Source organism: Streptomyces sp. NPDC001068, assembly GCF_042897315.1.
In the GTDB taxonomy this organism is placed as follows: domain Bacteria; phylum Actinomycetota; class Actinomycetes; order Streptomycetales; family Streptomycetaceae; genus Streptomyces.
Map to the genome: position 1 here is coordinate 134,289 of NZ_JBIAYD010000004.1, position 25,261 is coordinate 159,549.

Below are 25,261 nucleotides of genomic sequence, written 5' to 3' on the forward strand. Positions count from 1 at the left end.
CCGGAGAGGGGCGGGAAGGGGCCGTCAGGAGCGGCCGGCGACCTGCTCGAGGAAGTGCTGCGCCTCGACCCGGTCCTTGGCGCGACGGCGGTCCTCCAGTACGGAGGTCCAGGCGTTCTGACGGGCGGTGCGCTGGCCGCCGCTCATCAGAAGGGACTCGACGGCGCGCAGCGCGTCGGTGAAGGACGGGATGGCGGTGGCGCGGACGGGCGCGGCCTGCATGGTGAAGGTCCCCCTTCGAGGTGGGTGTACATGCTGTGATTCCAGGGTCACTGTTCGGTGTTACCAGGGCGTGACCGACCGGTCAAACACCAATGAAACCTTGATATGCGGGCCCCGCACGCCGACGCGGTCCTGACGGGCGTCCTCATCAGCGAGGACGGTCAGGACCGCGGTCATTCGGACATTACTGGCCGGTAGTAACTTGTGCGCGAATTCACACGCTTGCCGGGTGACGGAGTCAGACCGCCTGCACGGCGACGAAGGCGCCCCGCTTCTCGACGGCCATCTGGTACAGCCGCCCGGCCCGGTAGGAGGACCGCACCAGCGGCCCGGACATCACGCCGGAGAAGCCGATCTGCTCGGCCTCCTCCTTCAGCTCCACGAACTCGTGCGGCTTGACCCAGCGCTCCACGGGGTGGTGCCGCACGCTCGGGCGCAGGTACTGCGTGATGGTGATCAGCTCGCAGCCCGCGTCGTGCAGCTGCCGCAGCGCCTCGGAGACCTCCTCGCGGGTCTCGCCCATGCCGAGGATGAGGTTCGACTTGGTGACCAGGCCGAAGTCGCGGGCCTCGGTGATGACCTTCAGCGAACGCTCGTAGCGGAAGCCCGGGCGGATCCGCTTGAAGATCCGGGGCACCGTCTCGACGTTGTGCGCGAACACCTCGGGACGCGACTCGAAGACCTCGCGCAGCAGCTCCGGGACGGCGTTGAAGTCCGGGGCGAGCAGCTCGACCTTGGTGCGGCCGGTCTCGCGGCCCGCCGTCTGCGCGTGGATCTGGCGCACGGTCTCGGCGTACAGCCAGGCGCCGCCGTCCTCCAGGTCGTCGCGGGCGACGCCGGTGATGGTGGCGTAGTTCAGGTCCATGGTGACCACGGACTCGCCCACGCGGCGCGGCTCGTCGCGGTCCAGGGCCTCGGGCTTGCCGGTGTCGATCTGGCAGAAGTCGCAGCGCCGGGTGCACTGGTCGCCGCCGATGAGGAAGGTCGCCTCGCGGTCCTCCCAGCACTCGTAGATGTTCGGGCAGCCGGCTTCCTGGCAGACCGTGTGCAGGCCCTCGCTCTTCACGAGGTTCTGCATCTTCGTGTACTCGGGGCCCATTTTCGCCCGGGTCTTGATCCACTCGGGCTTGCGCTCGATGGGGGTCTGGGCGTTCCGGACCTCCAGGCGCAGCATCTTGCGTCCGTCGGGTGAGACTGCGGACACGTCGGCTCCCTGTAACTTCGATTCCTCGGCGTACACCAGGGTACGCCCGTGATTGCTGGGCCCTTCCGTGGAGGCCAACCCCTCGGCCGCAGGGCGCATTCCCGGGCCCGGCGGGGTCCTCCGCGTCAGGCGGGGGTCTTCTCGATCTCTCGCGGCTTGAGCTCCGCGTTCTCCAGGACGTCCTTCAGATGGCGCTCCACCACGGGCAGCACCTCCTCGATCGTCACGTCACGGCCCAGCTCGGCCGCCAGGGAGGCCACCCCGGCGTCCCGGATGCCGCACGGGATGATCCGGTCGAACCACTTGTTGTCGGGGTTCACGTTGAGCGCGAAGCCGTGCATCGTGACGCCCTTGGCGACCCGGATGCCGATCGCGGCGATCTTCCGGTCCTCGCGGCGCTGCCCGGCGTTGGAGGGCGCGTACTCGGGGCCGTTCAGCCGCGGGTCGAACTCCTCGTCGGTCAGCCGCGGGTCGAAGTCCAGCGACAGCCCGCCGAGCGCCGGCCGCCGCTCGACCGGGTCGCCGAGCACCCACACCCCGCTGCGCCCCTCGACCCGGGAGGTCTCCAGGCCGAACTCCGCGCAGACCCGGATCAGCGCCTCCTCCAGCCTGCGTACGTGCGCGACCACGTCCACCGGGCGCGGCAGCTTCTGGATCGGGTAGCCCACCAGCTGGCCCGGGCCGTGCCAGGTGATCTTGCCACCGCGGTCCACGTCGATGACCGGGGTGCCGTCCAGCGGGCGCTCGTCGTCCGCGGTGCGCCGGCCCGCCGTGTACACCGGGGGGTGTTCGAGCAGCAGTACCGTGTCGGGCGCCTCGTCGGCGAAGCGTGCCGCGTGCACCCGGCGCTGCTCGTCCCACGCCTCCTGGTACTCCACGGCGTCCGGGCCGAACCCCATGCGGACGAACCGCAACTCACTCACGGCAAGCGCCTCCCTCGGGCGGTGGGTGTGTCAGGCACGTAACGCGCCCAAGCCACTGTACGTCCGGCCGTCACGCGTCAGCCCTGGGGTCAATCCTCACACGATCGGATGAATGAAGGTCGAAAGGTGCGATCGGCTGCTCACTCTCCGCTACATTCGCGCCGTCCACGAGCACCAAAAGGGCTGCTCACCGGCAATCCGGGCACAAGCTACCGAGCTGAGCCAGAAGGCAGGAGACCGCACCCCAGATGACGGACCGACCCGCGCAGCGCACCCCCAACCGCCAGCTCGCCGCGCTCATCGCAGAAGCAGGGTTCTCCAACGCGGGTCTGGCCCGTCGGGTCGACCAGCTCGGTCTCGAACACGGGCTGGACCTCAGATACGACAAGACGTCGGTCACCCGATGGCTGCGCGGCCAGCAGCCCCGTGGCACCACCCCCGCCCTGATCGCCGAGGTCTTCACGCGGCGCCTGGGCCGCCGCCTCACCGCCCAGGACCTGGGCCTGGACGCGTGCGCCCCGGTGTACGCGGGGCTGGAGTTCGCGGCCACCCCCGAGGAGGCCGTCGACATCGTCAGCGGGCTGTGGCGCAAGGACTCCGGCAGCCACGCCGAACTCCGCAAGATCGCCTTCACCCCCGCCGGGCTGGTGGTGCCCAGCCGCGACTGGCTGATCGGCCGCGCCGACGACCGGGTGGCCCGCGGCGAGCCGGCCCCGGTGACGGTGGCCCGGGTCCCGGCGCAGAGCCGTCCCGTCGCCGTGCCCCGGCAGGCCCCCGCGCCGGGACGCCCACGCGGTCAGGCCGAGCGCGGCACCGGCCAGCGGGTCACCGGCGGGGACATCGCCGCGCTGCGCTCGGTCGGCGAGCTCTTCCGCGCCCTCGACGACGCGTACGGCGGCGGGCACGCCAGGCAGGCCCTGGTGCGGTACCTGGAGCACGAGTGCGAGCCGATGCTGCGCGGCACGTACGGCGAGCAGACCGGCCGCAAGCTGTTCGGCGCGGCCGCCGACCTGACCCGGCTCGCGGGCTGGACGTCGTACGACATCGCGGCGCACGGACTCGCCCAGCGGTACTTCGTGCAGTCCCTGCGCCTCGCCCAGGCGGCCGGGGACCGCTCCTACGGCTCCTACGTCCTCGTCACGATGAGCCGCCAGGCGGTCTACCTCGGCCACGGCCGGGAGGCCGTGCAACTGGCGCGGGTGGCGCAGCAGGGGGTGGGCACCAACGCCCCGCCGGTCGTGCAGGCGCTCCTGCACGCGGCCGAGGCCCGGGCGCACGGGGTCCTCGGCGAGGTACGGGCGTGCACCGGCGCACTGGTCCGGGCCGAACGCGCCTTGGAGACGGCCCGGCCGGGCGACGAGGTCCCCTACTGGGCCCGCTTCTTCGACGAGGCGCAGCTCGCCGACGAACTCGGCCACTGCCACCGGGATCTCCAGCAGTTCCGGGCGGCCGCGCAGCACGCGGAGCGCTCGCTGCAACTCCGCGCGCCCTCCTACGCGCGCAGCCGCCTCTTCTGCCGGGTCGTGCTCGCCACGGCCCGCCTGGGCCTCGGCGAACTCGACCAGGCGTGCACGCTGGGGGCGGAGGCGGCGGGCGCCGCGGCGGAGATGCGCTCGGTACGCGCGATCGAGTACGTCAAGGACTTCGAACGCCGGCTGGAGCCGTACAAGGACGCGGCCCCGGTGAAGGGCTACCGGGAGAAGGTCGCCGCGATGAACTGACGGTCCGCTGCGCCCGCACCTTCCTTTCCGCCGCAGCGGTGATCAGCCACGACGGCCCGTTCGGCGGTGCCGAGCGGGCCGTCGCCGTGCGCCGTTGCCGGTTCCGGTCGTCGGTCGGGTACCGCGCCGTCGTGGTTGCTCGCGCAGTTCCCCGCGCCCCCTCGGGGCGCGGGTGCTAGGCGGCCCGGCGCTGCACCGGTTCCGCGCTGTGCAGTGAGCCCGACACACCGAGGTCCGCCAGGATCGCCGCCGTCGCCCGGTGGGCCGAGTGCAGGGCTCCCTGGACCGTGCTGGTGTCCCGGTGGTCGCCGCAGACGTAGAGGCCGGCCAGCAGGCGGACCGGGCGGCGCAGGTCGTGCGGGGGCCGCATCGCGGGGACCGCCTCCGGTGTGCTGTGCACGGCCAGGGTCTCCCAGCGGTGCGTCGAGGTGCCGTACAGCCGGGCCAGGTGCATGCGGACCGCCGTGTCGACGTCGGAGGGGGGCGCGCCGAGGACCGTCGAGGAGACCAGCGCGCGGCCCTGCGGCGCCCGGCTCGGGTCGACGTTGCTGACGACCGAGGTGTGGGAGACGGGCCCGCTCCGGTCCGCGTCCAGCAGGAGCGAGGCCCCGGTCGTGAGCGCGGCCGGCTCGTCCGTCGCGTGGTGGACCACCGTCACCTGGTGGAAGTCCGGCACCCGCAGGCCGGGCAGCAGGCCGGCCGCGGCTCGCGCGTCGGTCGCCACCAGCACCGCCCGGCAGCGGATCTCGCCGTGCTCGGCGGTCGTCACGGACGTCGTGGAGACCGCGGTGGCCCGTACGCCCGTGTGGACCGTGCCGGGCGGCAGCGCGCGGGCCAGCAGCTCCGGGAGCACCTCGGCGCCCCCCTCCGGCAGGCACAGCCGCCCGCTCGCGAATGACCGCAGGGCGAGGTCCGCGCACCGGCTGGAGGTCGTCAGCTCCCGGTCGCAGAGCAGGGCCGCGAGCAGCGGCCGCAGAAAGCCGTCGACGGTACGGGCGGGTGTCCCGCGGGCCGCGAGGGCCTGCGCGGCCGGGAGTTCGGGGCGGGCGAGGATGCGTTCCACCGGGGTCGCGGCGAGCCGGCCCAGCGCCGCGCCGAGCCGCGCCTGGTCGACCGCGCCGCCCATCGGCGCGGTCACCCGGGCCGGCGACACGGCCGAGCCGCTCCTGGGGGCGCTTGCCAGGGCGCGCACCGCGTACAGTGCGCCCCTCGCGCTTCCCCCGCCCGCCGGAGCGCCGGCCCGGTGCCGGTGCCCGTCGCGATGCAGCAGTACGCCGGGCGCGAACCGGCGCAGAACCAGGGCGTCCAGTCCCGGTGTCAGCCGTAGCTCCGGATAGGACGTGGACAGGAGCTGCCCTATCCGGTCGAGCCGGAAGCCGTCGACCTTCTCGGTCGACATGCGCCCGCCGACGTAAGGGGCGGCCTCCAGGACCGCGGTCGTTACTCCTGCGCTGTTCAGCCGATGAGCCGCGGAGAGACCGGCGATGCCGGCTCCCACGATGACGACGTCCGCCTGGTACGCGGGCTCATGCACGAGGCCCCTCCTCGATTGCGCGTCCGGTGGAGACGTGATGCCCCCAACCGGCTCCGGGGATACCCGAGTTCGGGTCGAGGTTAGGACGGCGATCGGTCAAGGACAGTCGCGCATGAACAGGGCACGGTCGCACACCGGTCGCATACGGTCACGCAGATGATCAGGCCGCACGAATCGCCTCCTCGATGTCCGGGAACGCGAACGTGAACCCCGACTCCAGCAGCCGCTTGGGCACCACGCGTTGGCTGCCCAGCACGTCCCCGGCCAGCTCGCCGAGGGCCAGCCGCAGCGCCGCGGCCGGGACCGGGAAGAGGGCCGGGCGGCCCAGCACCCGGGACATCGCCGCGGTGATCTCACGGTTCGTCAGGGGCTGCGGTGCGGTGAGGTTGAACGGACCCTCCAGGCCGTCGGTGTCCATCAGGAACCTGATCGCCGCCACCTCGTCGTGCAGCGCGATGTACGACCAGTACTGCCGGCCGTCCCCCAGCCTGCCCCCGAGCCCCGCCTTGAACAGCGGGAACAGCCGGCCCCAGGCCCCGCCGCTGCGCGCCACCACCAGACCCGTGCGGACGAACACCGTCCGGACACCCGCCTCCCGCGCCGGGGCCGCCGCCTCCTCCCACTCCACGCACAGCGACGGCAGGAAACCGTCCCCGGGCGGAGCGTCCTCGTCGACGACCCGGTCGCCCGTCTCGCCGTAGAAGCCCATCGCGCTGCCGCTCACGAAGACCCGCGGCGGCACGTCCAGGGCGGCCACGGCCTCCGCGAGCGCGGCCGTGCCGAGCACCCGGCTGTCGCGGATCTGCCGCTTGTACTCGTCCGTCCAGCGCCGGTCGCCGATCCCGGCCCCGGCGAGGTTCACGACCGCGTCGCAGCCGGCCAGCCCGGCGGTGTCCACGTACTGCCCCTCGGGGTCCCAGCAGACCTCACCGGGGCCGTGGGCGCCGCGCCGCACCAGACGCACCACCTCGTGCCCGTCCGCCCGCAGGGACCGCACCAGGGCCTTGCCGATCAGGCCGGACGCGCCGGCCACCGCGATACGAGAGCGTTCCATGGGTCCCAGCATGGCGAAAGCGGCGCCGGAAAACACCCTGGACCCCGACGCCACCGGACTTAGGGTGATCTCATGCCGGAACCGTCCATACGTGCCGCCCTGCCCGACGACGACCAGGAACTCCGCGCCCTGGACGGCGCCACCTGGTCGTACCAGCACGCCGTCCTGCCCAGGCCGCAGCCGCCGTACGACCCCTTCTTCGACGAGCGCCACGCCCCCGGGGACACCCTGGTCGCCGAGCTCGACCGGCGCATCGTCGGCTACATCCGGCTCGGTTTCGCCTACAACGTCGCCTCCAACGCGCACGTCCGGCAGATCCAGGGCCTCGCGGTCGCCGAGGAGGCCCGCGGCCGCGGAGTCGCCCGGGCGCTGCTGCGCGCGGTGATGGCGGAGGCCCGCCGCCGCGGCGCCAGCCGGATCCGGCTGGGCGTCCTCGGGCACAACGGTCCGGCGCGCCGGCTCTACGAGTCGGAGGGCTTCGCCGTGGAGGGCGTGCTGCCGGGGGAGTTCCTGCTGGGCGGCGAGTACGTCGACGACGTGATCATGGGCCGGCCGCTGTGACGGTCAGGACGTGATCAGCTCGCCGGTGTCCACCGGTGCCGTGGCGTGCGCCCCGCGGGTGGCGTCCGCGGCCACCTCGCCGGCCGTCAGGACGTACCCCGTCTCGTCGTCCGACGTGGAGCGGGCGAACACCACCCCGTACACCGTGCCGCCGGTGGTCAGCAGCGGGCCGCCGGAGTTGCCCGGGCGGACCGTGGAGCGGACCGAGTAGATCTCGCGGGTCACGGTGGCGTCGTTGTAGATGTTCCGGCCGGTGGCGGGCACCTTGGCGGCCACCGTGGCCGCCTGCAGGTTCAGGGAACCGTCCTGCGGATAGCCGGCCACCACGGCCGAGTCGCCACGCGCCGCACCGGTGTCGAACCGCAGGACCGGAGCGCGCAGCCGCGGCACGTACAGCACCGCCACGTCCCGGTCCGGGTCGAAGAGCACGACCTGTGCCTCGTACGACGTCCCGACCCCGCCGACGCGCACGCTCGGGTCGGTGATCCCGGCCACCACGTGCGCGTTGGTCATCACGTGCTCCGACGCGAACACGAACCCGCTGCCCTCGCGGCCCTGGCTGCCCGAGACGCCCTCGATCTTGACCGTGCTGCGCTTGGCCGCCTCGGTGGCGGCCGCGGTGACGCTGTCGCCCGTCGGCTTGGCCACCCGGGCGGTCGACTCGTTCTCGAACGGGTTGAAGACCTGCGGGAAGCCCGCCTCGGTGAGCGCCGAGGTGGCGCGCGAGAACCAGGCGGGCGTGGTGTCCGGCATGGTGTTCTGCACCGCGCCGAGCAGTCTCGAGTCCTGGATCGCGGTCGTCACCGCCGGCGACGAGGACGCGCCCAGCACGCTGGCCGCCACCCAGGCCACGATCAGCACCGCCACCGCGTTCGCCGCCGCCCCGCCGATCCCGTCGGCCACCCGCAGCGGCCCCTGGTCCAGCTCGCGGCGCAGCCGCAGCGCCAGCCGCCCGGCCAGCTCGTGCCCGACCACCCCGGGCACCAGCACCGTCAGCACCGCGGCCACCGTGGCCGTCGCGGACCCGCGGGTGACCAGTTCCATCACCCACGGCAGCACCCACACGCCGATGACCGCGCCGCCCACGAAACCGGCCAGCGAGACGCAGCCGGCCACCAGCCCGCGCCGGTAACCGGACGCCGCGTAGACGAGAACCACCAGTACGAGCACCAGGTCGAGCAGGTCCACGGAGCCGCCTTTCTCTCGGTGCCCTCTTCATACGGTCGGGACAGGTCCGGTGATCAGTTCCCGCGCGCGGGAACCTCGGGAACCGGCCACGCGTGCGTGTACCCACTGAAACGCCGCGGACCGGGACGATGGTTCCACCAGGTGGCACAGCACACATCGCGGGCGGAGTGGATCAACCCGAGAGTGGGTCCCATGCGTGTCTTCCCCAGAGCAGGGCGGCGCACCCGGATCGCCGTCCTGACACTGCTCGGCTGCGTGCCCGGCATCGCCGCCGCCCTCGTGCTGGTGCTGTTCGCCCCGGGCGCCGACCACTCCGTCGTGGTCCACCTGGCCGCTCCGGCGCCCGCCAGTCCCGACGGCCGATTCCGGGCGCCCCGGCCGGTCATCGTGCCGCGCTCGGCCTGGCTGGACGCCACCGTCCGGCGCACCCAGCCGCCGCCGCGCTACGACGACAAGGTCGTCGCCGTCTTCGTGCACCACACGGACTCGCCCAACGGGTACTCCTGCGCCCAGGCGCCCGAGATCATCCGGCGCCTGTACAGCGGGCAGACCGGCGACCGGGCCTGGGACGACATCGGCTACAACTTCGTCGTCGACCGCTGCGGCACGATCTACGAGGGCCGTGCGGGCGGCGCCGAACGCGCGGTCGTCGGCGCCCACACCCAGGGTTTCAACCATCGCACCGCCGGTGTCGCGGCCCTCGGCACCTTCACCGCCGGGGTGCCCGTGCCGCGCGCCATGACCGACTCGATCGCCGCCCTCGCCGCCTGGAAGCTCGGCCTGGCCGAGGTCGACCCGCGCGGCAGCGCCCGCCTGGTCTCCAGCAACGGTCTCAGCCGCTACCGGCTGGGAACCGTCGTCGCCCTGCCCGCCGTGGCCGGCCACCAGGACGGCTACCGGACCAACTGTCCCGGCGCCGCGCTCATCGCCCGCCTCCCCGAGATCAGGGAGGCCGCGGCCAGGCTCCAGGGCCGGACGCCGTCGGCGCCGCCGGTCACGCCCCCGCCGACCGCGATCCCGTCGGGCACCCCCGCGACACCGTCGGGCACCCCCACGATGCCGTCGGGCACCCCCACGATGCCGCCGGCCACTCCGGACGGACCACCCACCGCGGTCCGGCCGAGCACACCCGCGGGGACCCCGACCGGACCGCCCGCGATGACCGCGGCGGGCACGCCCGCGGTGCCCGCGGCCCCCACGTTTCTGGGAAAGGCCCACGTGGCACCTCCCCTCCCGGGGCCCCTCGAGGCACCCCGCGAGCCTCTGGAGGCGTCCGGGGAGGCGACCGCGCGGACGTCCACAGGAACGCCGTAGGCGGCACGCAGGGCGTTCGGATCCCCGCGTCCTGACGTCATGGACGACACAGGCCGACCGGAGACGGGGACCAAGGACAGCGGTCGTACCGAAGCGCGCGGGAACACCGAGGAAGCCGCCGAGAAGGGCGGTCGGGCCAGGTCCGCGCGCGGACCCCGGGCCGTGGTCCGCGCGGTCGCGACGGTCGTCCTCGGCCCGGCCGCGGTCACCGCGTCCGCCCTCGACCGGGCCGACGCGGCGCCGATGCACCACGCGGTCACGGCCGAGCAGCCCAGGCGTACATCCCCTCGGAGACCACCCGCCGCCGCACGTGCCGGCACTCACTCCTTGAAGCGGTCCCAGAGTCTGGGGAACCGTTCCGCGAGCGACCCCTCGTTCTCGAAGTCGACCGGGCTGCCCTCCGGTTCGGAGGGCGCGGGGGCGATGCCCAGGTCCGGGGCCACCGTCCCGGTCAGCTGCTCGTACGCCTCGTCCGCCGCGTACCCGAGCTCCTCGCCGTCGCCGTCGACCTCCTCGTCGAAGTCGCCCAGCAACTCCGCCAGCCCGTCCGGGTCGTGCACGGCGCCCTCGAAGACCTCCCGGCCCTGGCCGATCAGCCAGCACCGGAAGAAGTCGAACGCGTCGTCACTGGCCCCGTCGAGCAGCACCCACGCGGCACCCCACAGGTCCCAGCTGTAGGCGCGGTTGTAGCGGGCCTCGAAGTGACGGGCGAAGTCCAGCACCATGTCCGGGTCCAGCTGGAGCAGTCGGTCCACGAGCAGGTCGGCCTGGTCCTCCGGGTCGCCCCCGGCGGCCTCGCGGGTGCCGTCGACCAGCTCCCAGAACTCCGTCTCGTCCATCACGGGTCCAGCATCGTGCCTGTGCGCCGGGGGCGCACGCGGAGTGGTGCGGATTGTTATCCGCCGTCCCCCGCCGGTGGGTACAGCCCCGCCAGACGCCGTGCGTCCGCCACGAACCGCGCCCGCAGCCCCGGCGGCGCGAGCACCTCCGCCTCCGGACCGAGCGAGGCCAGCTGGGCGTGCGCGACCTCCTCGCTCTCCACCGGCAGGGTCACCGTGACCCACCCGCGCGCGTCCGGGGCGCCGGCCCCCGCGACCGCCTGCCGCGCGGTCACCGGGTCGACGGCGTACGACAGTCTGCGCAGGCCGACCGCGGAGAGCCGCACCACCACCTCGTCCCGCAGGATCGCCCGTGCGAACTGCTCGGCCCGCCGGTCCCAGAACCCGGGCAGGTCGAACTCCTCGTCCCGCACGAACCGCTCCTCTCCGGCCTCGACCGAGACGAACCGGTCGATCCGGTACACCCGGTAGGAGTCGGTCTCCGCGACCCGCGCGCACAGGTACCAGACGCCCGCCTTCAGCACGAGTCCGTACGGGTCCAGTTCCCGCCGCACCTCCGACTCCCCGCGCCGGTAGCGCGCGACCACCCGCCGGTCGTCCCACACCGCGTCCGCGACGGCCGGCAGCAGAGCGGGCGTCGCGGGCTCCGCGAACCAGCCCGGCGCGTCCAGGTGGAACCGCTGCGCCGCGGTCCGCGACGCGTCGCGCAGCGAGGGCATCAGCGCGGCGGACACCTTCAGCCGGGCGGCACTGGCCGCGTCCGCCAGCCCCATCTCCCGCAGCGCTCCGGGCACCCCGCTCAGGAACAGCGCCTCGGCCTCGCTGCGCCCCAGCCCCGTCAGGCCCGTCCGGTAGCCGCCGACCAGGCGGTACCCGCCCGCCCGGCCCCGGTCCGCGTAGACCGGCACCCCGGCCTCCGACAGGGCCTGCGCGTCGCGCATCACGGTCCGCTCGGACACCTCCAGCTCGGCCGCCAGTTCACCGGCGGTCATGGCGGACCGGGACTGGAGCAGGAGCACCATTCTGATGAGACGGGCGGCGCGCATGCCCTCATGATGCCGGGGTCCACCGGCGGCGGAGGGGTACCGACGACGAAGGGGTACGGCGGTGGCCGTACCCCTTCGTTCTCACCGGACCCCGGTGGTGCCTACAGCCCGTACTTCTCCCGGGCCTCCTTCACCGCCGTCGCCTTGACCTCGCCGCGCCTGGACAGCTGGGCCAGGGCCGCGACGACGACCGACTCGGGGTCGACGCCGAAGTGACGGCGGGCCGCGTCCCGGGTGTCGGAGAGGCCGAAGCCGTCGGCCCCCAGCGAGGACCAGTCCTGCTCGACCCACTGCGCGATCTGGTCCGGGACCTGGCGCATGTAGTCGGAGACGGCCAGCACCGGGCCCTCGGCGCCCTGGAGGGCCTGACGGACGTACGGCATCCGCTCCTCGCCGCGCAGCAGGGCCGCGTCGGCCTCCATGGCGTCACGGCGCAGTTCCGTCCAGGAGGTGGCGGACCAGACGTCGGCCGCCACGCCCCACTCCTCGGCGAGCATCCGCTGCGCCTTCAGCGCCCAGTGGATCGCCGTGCCGGAGCCCAGCAGCTGGATGCGCGGGGCGTTCGCCACCACGGTGAGCCCGGCCGACTCCGCGGTGTTGAAGCGGTACAGGCCCTTGACGATGCCCTCGTCGACGCCGGGACCGGCCGGCTTGGCGGGCTGCGGGAGCGGCTCGTTGTAGACGGTCAGGTAGTAGAAGACGTTCGGGTCCTCGCCCTGCGCCGGCTCGCCGTACATGCGGCGCAGACCGTCCTTGACGATCGTCGCGATCTCGTAGGCGAAGGCCGGGTCGTACGACAGCGCGGCCGGGTTGGTCGCGGCGATGACCGGGGAGTGGCCGTCGGCGTGCTGGAGGCCCTCGCCCGTCAGGGTGGTACGGCCGGCCGTCGCGCCGACCAGGAAGCCGCGGCCGAGCTGGTCGCCGAGCTGCCACATCTGGTCGGCGGTGCGCTGCCAGCCGAACATCGAGTAGAAGATGTAGAACGGGATCATCGCCTCGCCGTGCGTCGCGTACGCGGTGGACGCGGCGATGAAGTCGGCCATCGAACCGGCCTCGGTGATCCCCTCGTTGAGGATCTGGCCGTTCTTGGCCTCCTTGTAGTACATCAGCTGGTCGCGGTCGACCGGCTCGTACGTCTGGCCCTTGGGGGAGTAGATCCCGAGGGACGGGAAGAGGCTCTCCATGCCGAAGGTGCGCGCCTCGTCGGGGACGATCGGCACCCAGCGGTGGCCGGTCTCCTTGTCGCGGACCAGGTCCTTGACGAGCCGGACGAAGGCCATCGTGGTCGCCACGTTCTGCGAGCCGGAGCCCTTGTCGAAGGAGGCGAACGCCTTGTCGGCGGGGGCCAGCAGCGGGGCCAGGGGGTGCGTACGGCGGGCCGGGGCCAGGCCGCCGAGGGCCGCCCGGCGCTCCTGGAGGTAGCGCACCTCGGGGGCGTCGGCGCCGGGGTGGCCGTAGGGCACGACGCCGTCGGCGAAGGCGCTGTCCGGGATCGGCAGCTCCAGCAGGTCGCGCATCGTCTTGAACTCGTCCACCGTCAGCTTCTTCATCTGGTGGTTGGCGTTCTTCGACGCGAAGCCGGTGCCGAGGGTGTGGCCCTTGACGGTCTGGGCGAGGATCACGGTCGGCGCGCCCTTGTGGTCCAGGGCCGCCTTGTAGGCCGCGTACACCTTGCGGGCCTCGTGACCGCCGCGGGACAGGTGGAAGCACTCGGTGATCTTGTCGTCGCTGAGCAGCTTCGCCATCTCGGCGAGCGCCGGGTCCTTGCCGAAGAAGTCGGCGCGGATGTAGGCGGCGTCACGGGTCTGGTACGTCTGCACCTGCGCGTCGGGTACCTCGCGCAGGCGTCGTACCAGCGCGCCGGTGGTGTCGAGCGCGAACAGCTCGTCCCAGGCGTTGCCCCACAGCGACTTGACGACGTTCCAGCCGGCGCCGCGGAACTGGGCCTCCAGCTCCTGCACGATCTTGAAGTTGGCGCGGACCGGGCCGTCGAGGCGCTGCAGGTTGCAGTTGATGACGAAGGTCAGGTTGTCCAGGCCCTCGCGGGAGGCGAGTGCCAGGGCCGCCGTGGACTCCGGCTCGTCCATCTCGCCGTCACCGAGGAACGCCCACACGTGCGAGGACGAGACGTCCTTGACGCCGCGCGCGGTCAGGTACCGGTTGAAGCGGGCCTGGTAGATCGCCGAGAGCGGGCCGAGGCCCATGCTCACGGTCGGGAACTCCCACAGCCAGGGCAGCCGGCGCGGGTGCGGGTACGACGGGAGGCCGTCGCCGCCGGCCTCCTGGCGGAAGTTGTCGAGCTGCGCCTCGGTCAGGCGGCCGTCGAGGAAGGCGCGGGCGTAGATGCCGGGGGAGGCGTGGCCCTGGATGTAGAGCTGGTCACCGCTGCCGTCCCCCTCCTTGCCCTTGAAGAAGTGGTTGAAGCCGGTCTCGTAGAGCCAGGCCGCGGAGGCGAAGGTGGCGATGTGGCCGCCGACGCCGTGCTTGCTTCCCCGGGTGACCATCGCGGCCGCGTTCCAGCGGTTCCACGCGGTGATCCTCCGCTCCATCTCCTCGTCGCCCGGGATCGATGCCTCGGCGGCGGTGGGGATGGTGTTGACGTAGTCGGTCTCGAGGAGCTTCGGCAGCGCGACGCCGCCCGCCTCGGCGCGCTCCAGCGTACGGCGCATCAGGTACGCGGCGCGGTGCGGTCCGGCCTCCCTGGTCACGGCGTCCAGGGAGGCCTGCCATTCGGCGGTCTCCTCCGGATCCCGGTCGTGGAGCTGGTCGAGCGCGCTCGGCTGGATGGCGTTGGGGTCGGTCATGACGCCGCCTTCCTCATTCGAAGGGGGTTCCCTCATCGGTAAGGGTTCGGGGGTTGCCCTTGGTCTTTGGCAGGACAGGGCGGCGGGCCCGGGTGCGGGCCCGTCGGTGACAATAACTCCCTGATCGATGATCGATCAAAGGGTTCAAGGGGAAAACTTCTCGATTTCGAGAAAGTCGGCACGGGGTGCCTTCGGTCATGGCACCCGGTGACGTGATCCGATGGACGTTTACGCAGGTGAGGCGGTGTGTGAGCGGGGCTGTGCTCGTGTGTCGCGGCACCCGCCGTGACACCTGGCGCTCAGGCCCTCGGCGCGCAGCCCAGGACGTGGGCCTTCACGATCTCCGCGATCCTCGGGTCGCGCCGCTGGAAGGCGGCCACCAGTTCCTGGTGCTCCTCCGCGTACGACTGCTGGACCGTCCCCAGCCAGCGGATCGACAGCGCCGTGAAGACCTCGATGCCCAGGCCCTCCCAGGTGTGCAGCAGCACCGAGTTGCCGGCCGCCCGGACCAGCTCCCGGTGGAACCCGACCGTGTGGCGGACCTGCGCCGTGCCGTCGGTGTTGCGGTCGGCCTCGTACAGGGCCGTGACGTGCGGCTCGAGCGCCGAGCAGTCCGCCGCCAGCCGCTCCGCCGCCAGCTCCGCGGCGATCGCCTCCAGGCCGGCCCGCACCGGGTAGCTCTCCTCCAGGTCGGCCGCCGTCAGGTTCCGCACCCGCACGCCCTTGTTCGGCGCCGACTCGATCAGCCGCAGCGACTCCAGCTCCCGCAGCGCCTCGCGCACCGGGGTCTGGCTGACCTCCAGTTCGGTGGCGATCCGCCGCTCCACGATCCGCTCGCCCGGCTTCCAGCGCCCGCTGACGATCCCCTCCACGATGTGCTCGCGGATCTGTTCGCGCAGCGAGTGGACGACGGGCGCGGTCATGGGAGCTCCTTAAGGGCGTTGACGTTTAGACAATACGGCCGGACCGCGTCTGCGCAGAGGGGCACGGGGGCGCTTCGGCGCAGGTGAGACGAGACTTACACGCTTCCCGCCGGGAGGCACCCGTAAAGCCCCGGACCCGGGGCGTCCTGACATGCGGGCGGCGGCGCCCACCATCCGGGGCGACGCCCGGCGGACACGACGGTGCCCCGCCCGGAGCAGCTCCGGACGGGGCACCGCAGAACATCCCTCGAGGGGTCAGAGGCCGAGCTCGACCTCGAACTCGCCGGCCTCCAGGATCGCCTTGACGGCCGTCAGGTAACGGGCCGCGTCGGCGCCGTCCACCAGGCGGTGGTCGTAGGACAGGGTCAGGTACGTCATGTCGCGGACGCCGATGACCGTGCCCTCCTCCGTCTCGATGACGGCCGGACGCTTGACCGTGGCACCGATGCCGAGGATCGCGACCTGGTTCGGCGGCACGATGATCGTGTCGAACAGCGCGCCGCGCGAGCCCGTGTTGGAGATGGTGAAGGTCGCGCCGGACAGCTCGTCCGGGGTGATCTTGTTGGCGCGGACCTTGCCGGCCAGGTCGGCCGTGGCCTTGGCGATACCGGCGATGTTGAGGTCGCCGGCGTGCTTGATGACCGGGGTCATCAGGCCCTTCTCCGAGTCCACCGCGATACCGACGTTCTCGGTGTCGAAGTAGGTGATCGTGCCCTCTTCGACGTTGATCCGGGCGTTGATGGCCGGGTGGGCCTTGAGCGCCTGGGCCGCCGCCTTGACGAAGAACGGCATCGGGGAGAGCTTGACGCCCTCGCGCGCGGCGAAGGAGTCCTTGGCCTGGGCGCGCAGGCGCATCAGGCGGGTCACGTCGACCTCGACGACCGAGGACAGCTGCGCCTGCTCGTGCAGCGCCTTGACCATGTTGTCGCCGATGACCTTGCGGATGCGGGGCATCTTGACGGTCTGGCCACGGAGCGGGGAGACCTCCAGCTTGGGGGTCTTCTTCGCACCGGCGGCCGGAGCGGCGGCGGCCGCGGGGGCCGGAGCGGCCGCGGCGGCCTTCGCGGCCTCGGCGGCGGCGAGCACGTCCTGCTTGCGGATACGGCCGCCGACGCCGGTGCCCTTGACGGCGGCCAGGTCGACACCGTTCTCGGCGGCGAGCTTGCGCACCAGCGGGGTGACGTAGGCGCCCTCGTCGACCGGCGAGGCCGGGGCCGGGGCGGCGGCCGGGGTGACCGGTGCCGGGGCGGCCGGCGCGGGCGCCGGAGCGGCCGGGGCCGGAGCGGCGGCGACCGGAGCGGGCGCCGGAGCAGGCGTGGGGGCCGGGGCCGGAGCCGCGGGGGCGGCCGGAGCCGGAGCCGGGGCCGGGGCCGGGGCCGGGGCCGGGGCAGCGGCGGCGGGCGCCGGTGCCGGGGCGGCCGGGGCGGGGGCGGCCGCCGGAGCGGCACCCGGGGCGCCGATGACGGCGAGCTTGGCGCCGACCTCGGCGGTCTCGTCCTCGGCGACCACGATCTCCAGCAGCACACCGGCGACCGGCGCGGGGATCTCGGTGTCGACCTTGTCGGTGGAGACCTCCAGCAGCGGCTCGTCCTCGGCGACCTCCTCGCCGACCGACTTCAGCCAGCGGGTGACGGTGCCCTCGGTGACGGACTCGCCGAGCGCGGGCAGGACCACGTCCGTGCCGGAGGCGCCACCGGCCGGAGCGGCGGGAGCGGCCGGCTCTGCGGCGGGCGCCGGGGCGGCGGGGGCCTCGGCCACCGGGGCCGGGGCGGCGGCCGGAGCCGGGGTCGGCTCGGCGGCGGGGGCCGGGGCGGCCGGGGCGGGCGCGCCGGTGCCGTCGTCGATGATCGCCAGCTCGGCGCCCACCTCGACGGTCTCGTCCTCGGCGACCTTGATCGAGGCCAGCACGCCCGAGGCGGGGGCCGGGATCTCGGTGTCGACCTTGTCGGTCGAGACCTCGAGCAGCGGCTCATCGGCCTCTACGCGCTCACCCTCGGCCTTCAGCCAGCGGGTGACGGTGCCCTCGGTGACGCTCTCGCCGAGCGCCGGAAGGGTTACGGAAACCGCCATGGTTTCGGTTGCTCCTTACGAATTGCGGAAGTCTGAGTCGTCGCGTGTGTCGACCGAGGGTCAGTCGTGCGAGTGCAGCGGCTTGCCGGCCAGGGCCAGGTGGGCCTCGCCCATCGCCTCGTTCTGCGTCGGGTGGGCGTGGATCAGCTGGGCGACCTCGGCGGGCAGCGCCTCCCAGTTGTAGATCAGCTGGGCCTCGCCGACCTGCTCGCCCATCCGGTCGCCGACCATGTGGACGCCGACCACGGCACCGTCCTTCACCTGGACGAGCTTGATCTCGCCCGCGGTGTTGAGGATCTTGCTCTTGCCGTTGCCCGCCAGGTTGTACTTCAGGGCGACGACCTTGTCCGCGCCGTAGATCTCCTTGGCCTTGGCCTCGGTGATACCCACGGAGGCGACCTCCGGGTGGCAGTACGTGACCCGGGGGACACCGTCGTAGTCGATCGGGACGGTCTTCAGACCCGCCAGACGCTCCGCGACCAGAATGCCCTCGGCGAAGCCGACGTGCGCGAGCTGGAGGGTCGGGACCAGGTCACCGACGGCGGAGACGGTCGGGACGTTCGTGCGCATGTACTCGTCGACCAGGACGTAGCCGCGGTCCATGGCGACACCCTGCTCCTCGTAGCCGAGACCGGCCGAGACCGGGCCGCGGCCGACGGCGACGAGCAGGACCTCGGCCTCGAACTCCTTGCCGTCGGCGAGGGTGACCTTGACGCCGTCGGCGGTGTACTCGGCCTTCGAGAAGAAGGTGCCCAGGTTGAACTTGATGCCGCGCTTGCGGAAGGCGCGCTCGAGAAGCTTGGAGGAGTTCTCGTCCTCGACCGGCACGAGGTGCTTGAGGCCCTCGATGACGGTGACGTCGGAACCGAAGGACTTCCAGGCGGAGGCGAACTCGACGCCGATGACCCCGCCGCCCAGGATGATCGCGGACTTCGGCACGCGGTCCAGGACGAGGGCGTGGTCGGAGGAGATGATGCGGTTGCCGTCGATCTCCAGGCCGGGCAGCGACTTCGGCACGGAGCCGGTCGCGAGGAGGACGTGGCGGCCCTGGACGCGCTGGCCGTTCACGTCGACGGAGGTCGGGGAGGAGAGCCGTCCCGTGCCCTCGATGTACGTCACCTTGCGGGACGCGATCAGACCCTGCAGGCCCTTGTACAGGCCGGCGATCACGCCGTCCTTGTACTTGTGCACGGCCGGCACGTCGATGCCCTCGAAGGTGGCCTTGACACCGAACTGCTCGCTCTCGCGGGCCTGGTCGGCGATCTCGCCCGCGTGCAGCAGGGCCTTGGTGGGGATGCAACCCCGGTGCAGGCAGGTACCGCCGACCTTGTCCTTCTCGATCAGGGCGACGTCCAGGCCCAGCTGAGCCCCGCGCAGGGCCGCGGCGTAACCGCCACTACCACCGCCGAGGATCACTAGGTCGAAAACGGTGCTGGCGTCGTTCGCCACGTCACGTCCTCCATGCATGTGCGCCGTACGCCGGTCAACGGTGACCGCGCGGCGGCTGGTGTCCGGCCGCTCTTCTTCGGCCCTGTGGTGGGGGCCCTGTCCTGCCGAGCCCCATCTTCGCACTTGTCGGAGGGGAACGAGACGCCGGGCTGGGGTGTGAGACACCACACGCGGCGCCCCTCAGGGGCGCGGGGAACGGCGCGAGCGACCCCCACGGCCCGCGGCCGCCGTACGGCGGGGCGGACCGGGGCGGTGGGCGACGGGACCCCGCCCTACCCGCGTGCGGGGTCCCGTCGGCGGCATCAGCCCAGGTCACCCTCGGCCGTCAGCTCCGCCAGCCGCACCAGCGTGCGCACCGCGGACCCGGTCCCGCCCTTGGGCGTGTAACCGAACGCGCCGCCCTCGTTGAAGGCCGGCCCGGCGATGTCCAGGTGGGCCCAGGTGATCCCCTCGCCCACGAACTCCCGCAGGAACAGGCCGGCGACCAGGCCGCCGCCCATCCGCTCGCCCATGTTCGCGATGTCCGCGGTGGGGGAGTCCATGCCCTTGCGCAGGTGCTCCGGCAGCGGCATCGGCCAGGCCGGCTCGCCGACCTCCTCGGCCGCCTCGTGGATCGCCGTACGGAACGCGTCGTCGTTGGCCATGACGCCGAACGTCCGGCTGCCCAGCGCCAGCATCATCGCCCCGGTGAGCGTCGCCACGTCGACGATCGCGTCCGGGTTCTCCGCGGACGCGGCCCACAGCGCGTCGGCGAGGACCAGGCGGCCCTCGGCGTCGGTGTTGAGCACCTCGACCGTCTTGCCGCTGTACATGCGCAGCACGTCACCCGGGCGCACCGCCGAGCCGGACGGCATGTTCTCGGCCAGTGCCAGCCACCCGGTCACGTTGACCTCGAGGCCGAGCCGCGCCGCCGAGACGACGGCCGCGAAGACCGCCGCGGCGCCGCTCATGTCGCACTTCATCGTCTCGTTGTGCCCGGCCGGCTTGAGCGAGATGCCGCCCGAGTCGTAGGTGATGCCCTTGCCGACGAAGGCGAGGTGCTTGTCCGCCCCGGGGCTCGTGTACGACAGCTTCACCAGCCGCGGGGTCGCGGCCGAGCCGCCGCCGACGCCGAGGATGCCGCCGTAGCCGCCCTTGGCGAGCGCCTTGTCGTCCAGGATCTGGATCTTGAGGCCGTGCTCCTTGGCCGCGGTCTGCGCGATCGCGGCGAAGTCGGCCGGGGTGAGGTCGTTCGGAGGGGTGTTGACCAGGTCCCGGGCGCGGTTGAGCTCCTCGGAGACCGCGGTGGCGCGGGCGAGGGCCGCCTTGTGGGCCGCGTCCCGCGGCTTGCCGCCGAGCAGCGTGGCCTCGGCGAGCGGGGCCTTGCCGGCCTTCGCCTTGGCGGTGGAGCCGTTGTCCTTGTAGACGTCGAAGGAGTAGGCGCCGAGCAGGACGCCCTCGGCGATCGCGCCGACGGCCGCCGCGTCCTCGACGGGCAGGGCGAAGCCCGCCTTCTTCACGCCGTTCAGCGTGCGGGCCGCGAGGCCGGCCGCCCGGCGCAGCGCCTCGGCGTCGTAACCGGCGTCGCCGTCGGGCACGCCGCCCAGGCCGACCGCGAGGACGAGCGGGGACTTGAAACCGGCCGGGGCGGGCAGCTTGGTCAGTTCGCCCTCGGCACCCGAGGCACCGAGGGTCTCCAGGACGCCGGCGAGCTTGCCGTCGTAGGCGGTGTCCACGGCCTCGGCGCCCGGCGCTACGACCGGGCCCTTGGCGCCCTTGGCGACACCGATCACGATCGCGTCGGCCCGGAGGCCGGGCGCCGCTGAGGTGCTGAGAGTGAGAGCAGTCACGGTGGTGGGATCTCGCTTCCGATGTTGAGTTGCTGTGGCCGAGTGGGTGGGTCGACCGGGCCCGGGAGGCGACCCTAGGCAGTGGCCTCGGGGCGCGTTGTCACCGGGGCCTTCACCCTGTCGGCGAACACCCGGGACGAGCCTACGCGTGTGTATGCGTCCGCTCATTCCCACGGGTGTTCACCTCGCGGTGGCGTCAAGGCCATCTCCCCCCGCTCCCGGTGGCGGTACCGGCTCACCCGCCCGGTTCCTCCGGGGGTGATCCTCGCCGACACGGCCCCGCGGCGCGAAGCCGCAACTCCGGCTGGGCACGCGCGTGTTCGGGATGCGGCAGGCCGGTGCGAGGCGGGCCGGCCAGGCCGGCCAGGCCGGGAGGTCCGGTGCCGGACCCCGCCCGGGGGCCGCGGCGGCGGGTCCGGAGACCGCCGGCGCAACCCGTGCCGCACAACCCCGGAGCCCGAAAACCCCTCAACCCCCCAGGGAGAGCACCACGAGTGCCGCGGTCGCCGCCGTCTCGGCGAGACAGCCGAACACGTCGCCCGTCACCCCGCCCAACCGCCGCCTGCACAGCCGCAGCAGCACGTCCGTCGCCGCCTCCGCCACCACCACCGCGAGCAGCGCCCGCAGACTGTCGGCCGGTCCCAGCAGCGCCCCGGCTCCCGCCGCGAGCACCATCACCGCGATGGTGACCGCCGACGCCCCCGCCTTCGGCACCACCCCGGCCACCGCCGCCCCCAGCCCCTCCGGCCGGGCCGCCGGCACCCCCCGCACCGCGGCCAGGCTCAGCGCCAGCCGGGCCACCGTCGCCGAGACGACCGCGGCCAGCACCCCCCGCCGCCACGAGCCGCCGTAGGCCTGGGCCAGCGCGGCCACCTGTCCGAGCAGTACGAGGACGAGCGTGATCACGCCGAACGGCCCGATGTCCGACTGCTTCATGATCCGCAGGGCTTCCTCGGCGGGCTTGCCGCTGCCCAGGGCGTCGGCGGTGTCGGCGAGCCCGTCCAGGTGCAGCCCGCGGGTGAGCACGGCCGGCACCGCGACGGCGGCCACGGCGGCCACCGGGGCACTCGCCCCGGCCAGGACCAGCAGCGCCCCGGTCGCGCCCGCGCAGAGTCCGACGGCGAGGCCGGCCAGCGGCGCGAGGAGCATGCCGCCCCGGGCGGCCTCGCGGTCCCAACGGGTCACCCGCACGGGGAACACGGTGAGGGTCCCGAAGGCGAAGCGGAGGCCGTCACGCCAGAAAGTCGCAGAGGTCGCAGCCACCGGCGCAGGTTACCCGGTGGTCAGGAAGGTGCGTGCCCCGGCCGGGGATAAAGTGCGCACATGGGACATTGGCTGGAGCGGAACATCGTCGAGCCGGGCAAACTCCCCCTGCTGCTCGCCCTGGCCGCCTTCGTCCTGACCTTCGTCGTCACCCGGGTCATCACCCGTCTGATCCGTGCCGGCCGGGGCCCGTTCGGGAACGTCAAGGCGGGCGGGCTGCACATCCACCACGTGGTCCCGGGCGTCGTCCTCGTCGTCGTCGGGGGCTTCGGCGCGGTGGCCGGCGGCCGGCAGGGGTTCGGCGCGGCCCTCGCCGCGATCGTCTTCGGCGTCGGCGCGGGCCTCGTCCTCGACGAGTTCGCGCTGATCCTGCACCTCGACGACGTCTACTGGACCGCGGAGGGCCGCCGGAGCGTCGAGGTCGTCGTCATCACCGCCGCGATGGTAGGGCTGCTGCTCGCCGGGTTCTCGCCGTTCGGCGTCAACGACCTCTCGGCCGACGAACTCCAGGACCGGGGCGCCGTCATCGCGAACGTCGTGGCCAACTTCCTCTTCTCGCTCGTGGCCCTCAGCAAGGGCAAGGCCCGTATCGCGATCTTCGGAGTGGTCGTCCCGTTCCTCGGGGTGGTCGGCGCGGTCCGCCTGGCCCGGCCCGGCTCGCCCTGGGCCCGGCGCTTCTACCCCGCCCGCCCGCGCGCGCGGGCCCGGGCCGGACTGCGCGCCTACCGCCACGACCGCCGCTGGGCCCGGCTGAGCAGAACCCTTCAGGACTGGATCGGCGGCAAGCCCGACCGCCCGGAACCGGCCCGGCTGCCCGGCCGCCGCTGACCCCGCCGGCGCCGCAGCCGCCGCCCCGCCGCCACCACCCCGTACAGGGCCACCACGCCCGCGATGGCCGCCAGATGCTCCTTGCCCGCGAGGTTGTCCTTCAGCGCCACCTCGACCACCATCGCCGCCGCCACCGCGCCCGCGGTGACGTACGCGCCGTACCGCCACCCGAGGACGACCGCGAGCCCCACGACGGCCGCCGAGGGGCCGGTGTCCACCACCCAGGCGTCCGAGGCGGGCAGGCCCAGCGGGCTGTGCGGGCCCAGCGCGATGCCGGCCCGGGCGTACAGCGTGCCGGCGAGGGTCGCCACATAGGAGACGACCAGGGTCCGCCACCAGCCCAGGCACACCTCGGCGATGCCGAACACGGCCAGGATCTGCGCCAGCGCGCCCCACACCGGCAGGTCCAGCGCCGGCACGAACAGCGAGAGGGGAGTGCGCAGCAGCGCCGGCCAGAACGGGTCCGCGGCCCGCACGCCCCCGACGTCCTGCACGAACCGGAAGCCCCACGACTGGTTCTGGACGAACTGCAGCAGCGCCGTCAGGCACACCGCCGCCGCCGACATCGGCACCGCCCGCAGCCGCCGCTTCGCCAGCGGGCCGCGCACCGTGGCGTACAGCAGGCCCCACTCGGTGCGGGCCCAGCGGGCGAGCGGCTTCATGCGATGGACCTCATCGGTTCGTGTCGCGGTCGGTGTCCAGGTGCCGTCGGAGCGGCCTCGGCAGCACCGGCTTCTCCAGGAACCCCTCCGCGCGCGCCGACGCGAGGCCGATGCGCGGCAGGTCCGCGCTCTTCTCGAAGAGCAGGAACCGCGGTTCCCAGATCGGCCGGTACTTGGCGTTGGCCCGGTACAGGGACTCGATCTGCCACCACCGGGAGAAGAAGCTCAGCAGGGATCTCCACAGCCGCAGCACCGGCCCCGCGCCCAGACGCGCACCACGTTCGAAGACCGACCGGAACATCGCGAAGTTGAGCGAGACCTGCGTGACACGGATCTCGCCGGCCCGCCGCAGCAGTTCGATGACCATGAACTCCATCAACCCGTTGTCGGAGTCGCGGTCCCGTCGCATCAGATCCAGGGAGAGCCCGCCGGGACCCCACGGCACGAACGACAGCAGCGCCCGCAGCCGTCCCTCCCCGTCGGTGCACTCCAGCATCACGCACCGCCCGTCCCGGCTGTCGCCGAGCCGCCCCAGCGCCATGCTGAACCCGCGCTCGGTGGCGCCGTCCCGCCAGTCGTCGGCGCGGCGCAGGAGGTGGGCCATCTCGTCGGCGGGGATGTCCTCGTGGCGGCGGATCCGCACCGAGTGGCCGGCCCGGCCGACCCGGTTGTGGGCCTGCCGGACGGCCCGCATGGCCCGCCCCTCCAGCGTGAACTCGGAGACCTCGACGATCGCCTCGTCCCCCAGTTCCAGCGCGTCGAGTCCGTGCCGCGCGTACACGGTGCCGGCCTCCTCGCCGGCCCCCATCACCGCCGGGATCCACCCGTGCGCCCGGGCCTCGCTCAGCCACGGCACGATCGCCCCCGGCCAGGCCTCCGGGTCCCCGATCGGATCCCCGGAGGCGAGACTCACCCCGCCCACCACCCGGTAGGCCACCGCCGCCTTGCCGGTCGGCGACCACACGACGCTCTTCTCCCGGCGCAGCGCGAAGTACCCGAGCGAGTCCCGTTCGCCGTGCCGCTCCAGCAGCTCGCGCAGCCGCTTCTCGTCGTCCTCGGTGAGCGGGTCGACGGCACGGCGGGAGCGGAAGGCGGCGTACAGGACGGCGAGGACGAGCAGCGTGCTCAGCACGTTGACGCACACGTTCACCCAGTTGGGCGGTGCGATGTGGGGGAACCGGGAGGGGTCGGCGGCGACCGAGACCAGGCGCAGCGTGCCGTAGTGCCAGCGCTCCGCGAACGTCGAACGGGCGGCGTACGGGGCCTGGTTGGTGGCGGTCACGAGAACGGCGGCGAGCAGCGAGGCGAGGAGCCCGCCGCCCACGGCCACGGTCGCGGCGAGCCGCGGGTTCGCCCGGTCGCCCTTGGCGTAGAACTCCCGGCGGCCGGCGAGCAGCGCGGCCACGAAGGCGGCGGTCAGCGCGATCGAGACCCAGTTCTGCGGGTAGCGCCGGATCTCCGGGAACGCCATGGCGAACGCGAACAGCGCGAGGAAGAGGCCGCTCAGCACCAGGTTGAGGATCCAGGCGGCCCGCTTGCGCCGTCGCATCGTGATCGCGAGGAAGGCGGTGAACACGCCGGAGGCGAAGCCGGCGGTCAGCAGGTACGGCGTGAAGAAGTCCTCCTGGTTGTGCCGCCGCACGTCCTGCCCCAGCGACACCCACACGGCGCTGAGGAAGTTGACGAAGGCGACGGCCCGCAGATACCACACGGCACTGGCGGCGGCCCGCCGGGAAACCCCGCCGGCCCGCCACCGCTCAACGGCAATTCGGACATCTCCCATGGAGATGGATCATATGGGCGCTTCTGCGGTGAACGCCGTCACAC

At 73.1% G+C, this 25,261-nt stretch carries 19 protein-coding genes and 1 pseudogene; 4 read left to right on the forward strand and 16 right to left on the reverse strand.

What is annotated here, in order from left to right; all coding sequences use genetic code 11:
* Nucleotides 1-24: 24 nt before the first annotated feature.
* The 3 genes from ACFY3I_RS12885 to lipB all read right to left on the reverse strand — a co-directional run bounded on the left by ACFY3I_RS12885 (nt 25) and on the right by lipB (nt 2,349).
* Complete coding sequence (locus ACFY3I_RS12885; RefSeq protein WP_365296769.1) at nt 25-222, reverse strand: hypothetical protein; 198 nt, start codon at nt 220-222, stop codon at nt 25-27.
* 238 nt (nt 223-460) lie between these two features.
* Nucleotides 461-1,426, reverse strand: a complete 966-nt coding sequence (gene lipA / locus ACFY3I_RS12890) for a lipoyl synthase (RefSeq protein ID WP_365296768.1) — start codon at nt 1,424-1,426, stop codon at nt 461-463.
* Between the two features lie 125 nt (nt 1,427-1,551).
* Nucleotides 1,552-2,349 (reverse strand): lipoyl(octanoyl) transferase LipB, encoded by a 798-nt coding sequence (gene lipB, locus ACFY3I_RS12895; RefSeq protein ID WP_390860595.1) that lies wholly within the window; start codon nt 2,347-2,349, stop codon nt 1,552-1,554.
* A 248-nt stretch (nt 2,350-2,597) separates the two neighbouring features.
* Between lipB and ACFY3I_RS12900 the strand changes: the two genes are divergently transcribed.
* Nucleotides 2,598-4,070 carry a regulator gene (locus ACFY3I_RS12900; RefSeq protein WP_390860596.1) on the forward strand — a complete coding sequence of 491 codons (1,473 nt, stop codon included), beginning with the start codon at nt 2,598-2,600 and terminating at the stop codon, nt 4,068-4,070.
* A 175-nt stretch (nt 4,071-4,245) separates the two neighbouring features.
* On the opposite strand, the gene ACFY3I_RS12905 is transcribed toward ACFY3I_RS12900, so the two are convergent.
* Together ACFY3I_RS12905 and ACFY3I_RS12910 are read right to left on the reverse strand one after the other, a co-directional pair.
* Nucleotides 4,246-5,604 carry an NAD(P)/FAD-dependent oxidoreductase gene (locus ACFY3I_RS12905; RefSeq protein WP_390860597.1) on the reverse strand — a complete coding sequence of 453 codons (1,359 nt, stop codon included), beginning with the start codon at nt 5,602-5,604 and terminating at the stop codon, nt 4,246-4,248.
* A 160-nt stretch (nt 5,605-5,764) separates the two neighbouring features.
* Complete coding sequence (locus ACFY3I_RS12910) at nt 5,765-6,658, reverse strand: TIGR01777 family oxidoreductase (RefSeq protein ID WP_390860598.1); 894 nt, start codon at nt 6,656-6,658, stop codon at nt 5,765-5,767.
* A gap of 72 nt (nt 6,659-6,730) precedes the next feature.
* Here ACFY3I_RS12910 and ACFY3I_RS12915 point away from each other — a divergent pair, with 72 nt between their 5' ends.
* Nucleotides 6,731-7,219, forward strand: a complete 489-nt coding sequence (locus ACFY3I_RS12915) for a GNAT family N-acetyltransferase (protein ID WP_390860599.1) — start codon at nt 6,731-6,733, stop codon at nt 7,217-7,219.
* Nucleotides 7,220-7,222: 3 nt separating this feature from the next.
* On the opposite strand, the gene ACFY3I_RS12920 is transcribed toward ACFY3I_RS12915, so the two are convergent.
* On the reverse strand, nt 7,223-8,407 hold the full coding sequence (locus tag ACFY3I_RS12920; protein WP_390860600.1) for a MarP family serine protease: 1,185 nt from the start codon (nt 8,405-8,407) through the stop codon (nt 7,223-7,225).
* Between the two features lie 192 nt (nt 8,408-8,599).
* Here ACFY3I_RS12920 and ACFY3I_RS12925 point away from each other — a divergent pair.
* Nucleotides 8,600-9,385, forward strand: a pseudogene (locus ACFY3I_RS12925) (peptidoglycan recognition protein); the annotation flags it as partial.
* Between the two features lie 656 nt (nt 9,386-10,041).
* On the opposite strand, the gene ACFY3I_RS12930 reads toward ACFY3I_RS12925, so the two are convergent.
* From ACFY3I_RS12930 to ACFY3I_RS12965, 8 genes are all read right to left on the reverse strand, one after another.
* Nucleotides 10,042-10,560 (reverse strand): DUF4240 domain-containing protein, encoded by a 519-nt coding sequence (locus tag ACFY3I_RS12930; protein ID WP_390860891.1) that lies wholly within the window; start codon nt 10,558-10,560, stop codon nt 10,042-10,044.
* A gap of 56 nt (nt 10,561-10,616) precedes the next feature.
* Nucleotides 10,617-11,606 (reverse strand): helix-turn-helix transcriptional regulator, encoded by a 990-nt coding sequence (locus tag ACFY3I_RS12935; RefSeq protein ID WP_390860601.1) that lies wholly within the window; start codon nt 11,604-11,606, stop codon nt 10,617-10,619.
* 101 nt (nt 11,607-11,707) lie between these two features.
* Nucleotides 11,708-14,410, reverse strand: a complete 2,703-nt coding sequence (aceE, locus tag ACFY3I_RS12940; RefSeq protein ID WP_390860602.1) for a pyruvate dehydrogenase (acetyl-transferring), homodimeric type — start codon at nt 14,408-14,410, stop codon at nt 11,708-11,710.
* Nucleotides 14,411-14,709: 299 nt separating this feature from the next.
* Nucleotides 14,710-15,333: a GntR family transcriptional regulator gene (locus ACFY3I_RS12945; protein WP_365296750.1), complete on the reverse strand. Its 624-nt coding sequence runs from the start codon at nt 15,331-15,333 to the stop codon at nt 14,710-14,712.
* A gap of 255 nt (nt 15,334-15,588) precedes the next feature.
* Nucleotides 15,589-17,403 (reverse strand): 2-oxoglutarate dehydrogenase, E2 component, dihydrolipoamide succinyltransferase, encoded by a 1,815-nt coding sequence (gene sucB / locus ACFY3I_RS12950; protein ID WP_390860603.1) that lies wholly within the window; start codon nt 17,401-17,403, stop codon nt 15,589-15,591.
* A gap of 60 nt (nt 17,404-17,463) precedes the next feature.
* Entirely contained in the window at nt 17,464-18,852 is a 1,389-nt protein-coding gene (lpdA, locus tag ACFY3I_RS12955) for a dihydrolipoyl dehydrogenase (RefSeq protein ID WP_365296747.1), read from the reverse strand.
* Between the two features lie 302 nt (nt 18,853-19,154).
* Nucleotides 19,155-20,681: a leucyl aminopeptidase gene (locus tag ACFY3I_RS12960; protein ID WP_365296746.1), complete on the reverse strand. Its 1,527-nt coding sequence runs from the start codon at nt 20,679-20,681 to the stop codon at nt 19,155-19,157.
* Nucleotides 20,682-21,149: 468 nt separating this feature from the next.
* Entirely contained in the window at nt 21,150-21,944 is a 795-nt protein-coding gene (locus ACFY3I_RS12965; RefSeq protein ID WP_390860604.1) for an adenosylcobinamide-GDP ribazoletransferase, read from the reverse strand.
* Between the two features lie 60 nt (nt 21,945-22,004).
* Here ACFY3I_RS12965 and ACFY3I_RS12970 point away from each other — a divergent pair, with 60 nt between their 5' ends.
* Entirely contained in the window at nt 22,005-22,772 is a 768-nt protein-coding gene (locus ACFY3I_RS12970; protein WP_390860605.1) for a hypothetical protein, read from the forward strand.
* Here ACFY3I_RS12970 and ACFY3I_RS12975 read toward each other — a convergent pair.
* Together ACFY3I_RS12975 and ACFY3I_RS12980 are read right to left on the reverse strand one after the other, a co-directional pair.
* The gene (locus tag ACFY3I_RS12975) at nt 22,709-23,434 is read right to left on the reverse strand and encodes a hypothetical protein (RefSeq protein WP_390860606.1); all 726 of its coding nucleotides are present in this window, start codon (nt 23,432-23,434) and stop codon (nt 22,709-22,711) included. The genes ACFY3I_RS12970 and ACFY3I_RS12975 overlap by 64 nt on opposite strands.
* A 10-nt stretch (nt 23,435-23,444) precedes the next feature.
* Nucleotides 23,445-25,217, reverse strand: a complete 1,773-nt coding sequence (locus ACFY3I_RS12980) for a phosphatidylglycerol lysyltransferase domain-containing protein (protein ID WP_390860607.1) — start codon at nt 25,215-25,217, stop codon at nt 23,445-23,447.
* Nucleotides 25,218-25,261: the final 44 nt, after the last annotated feature.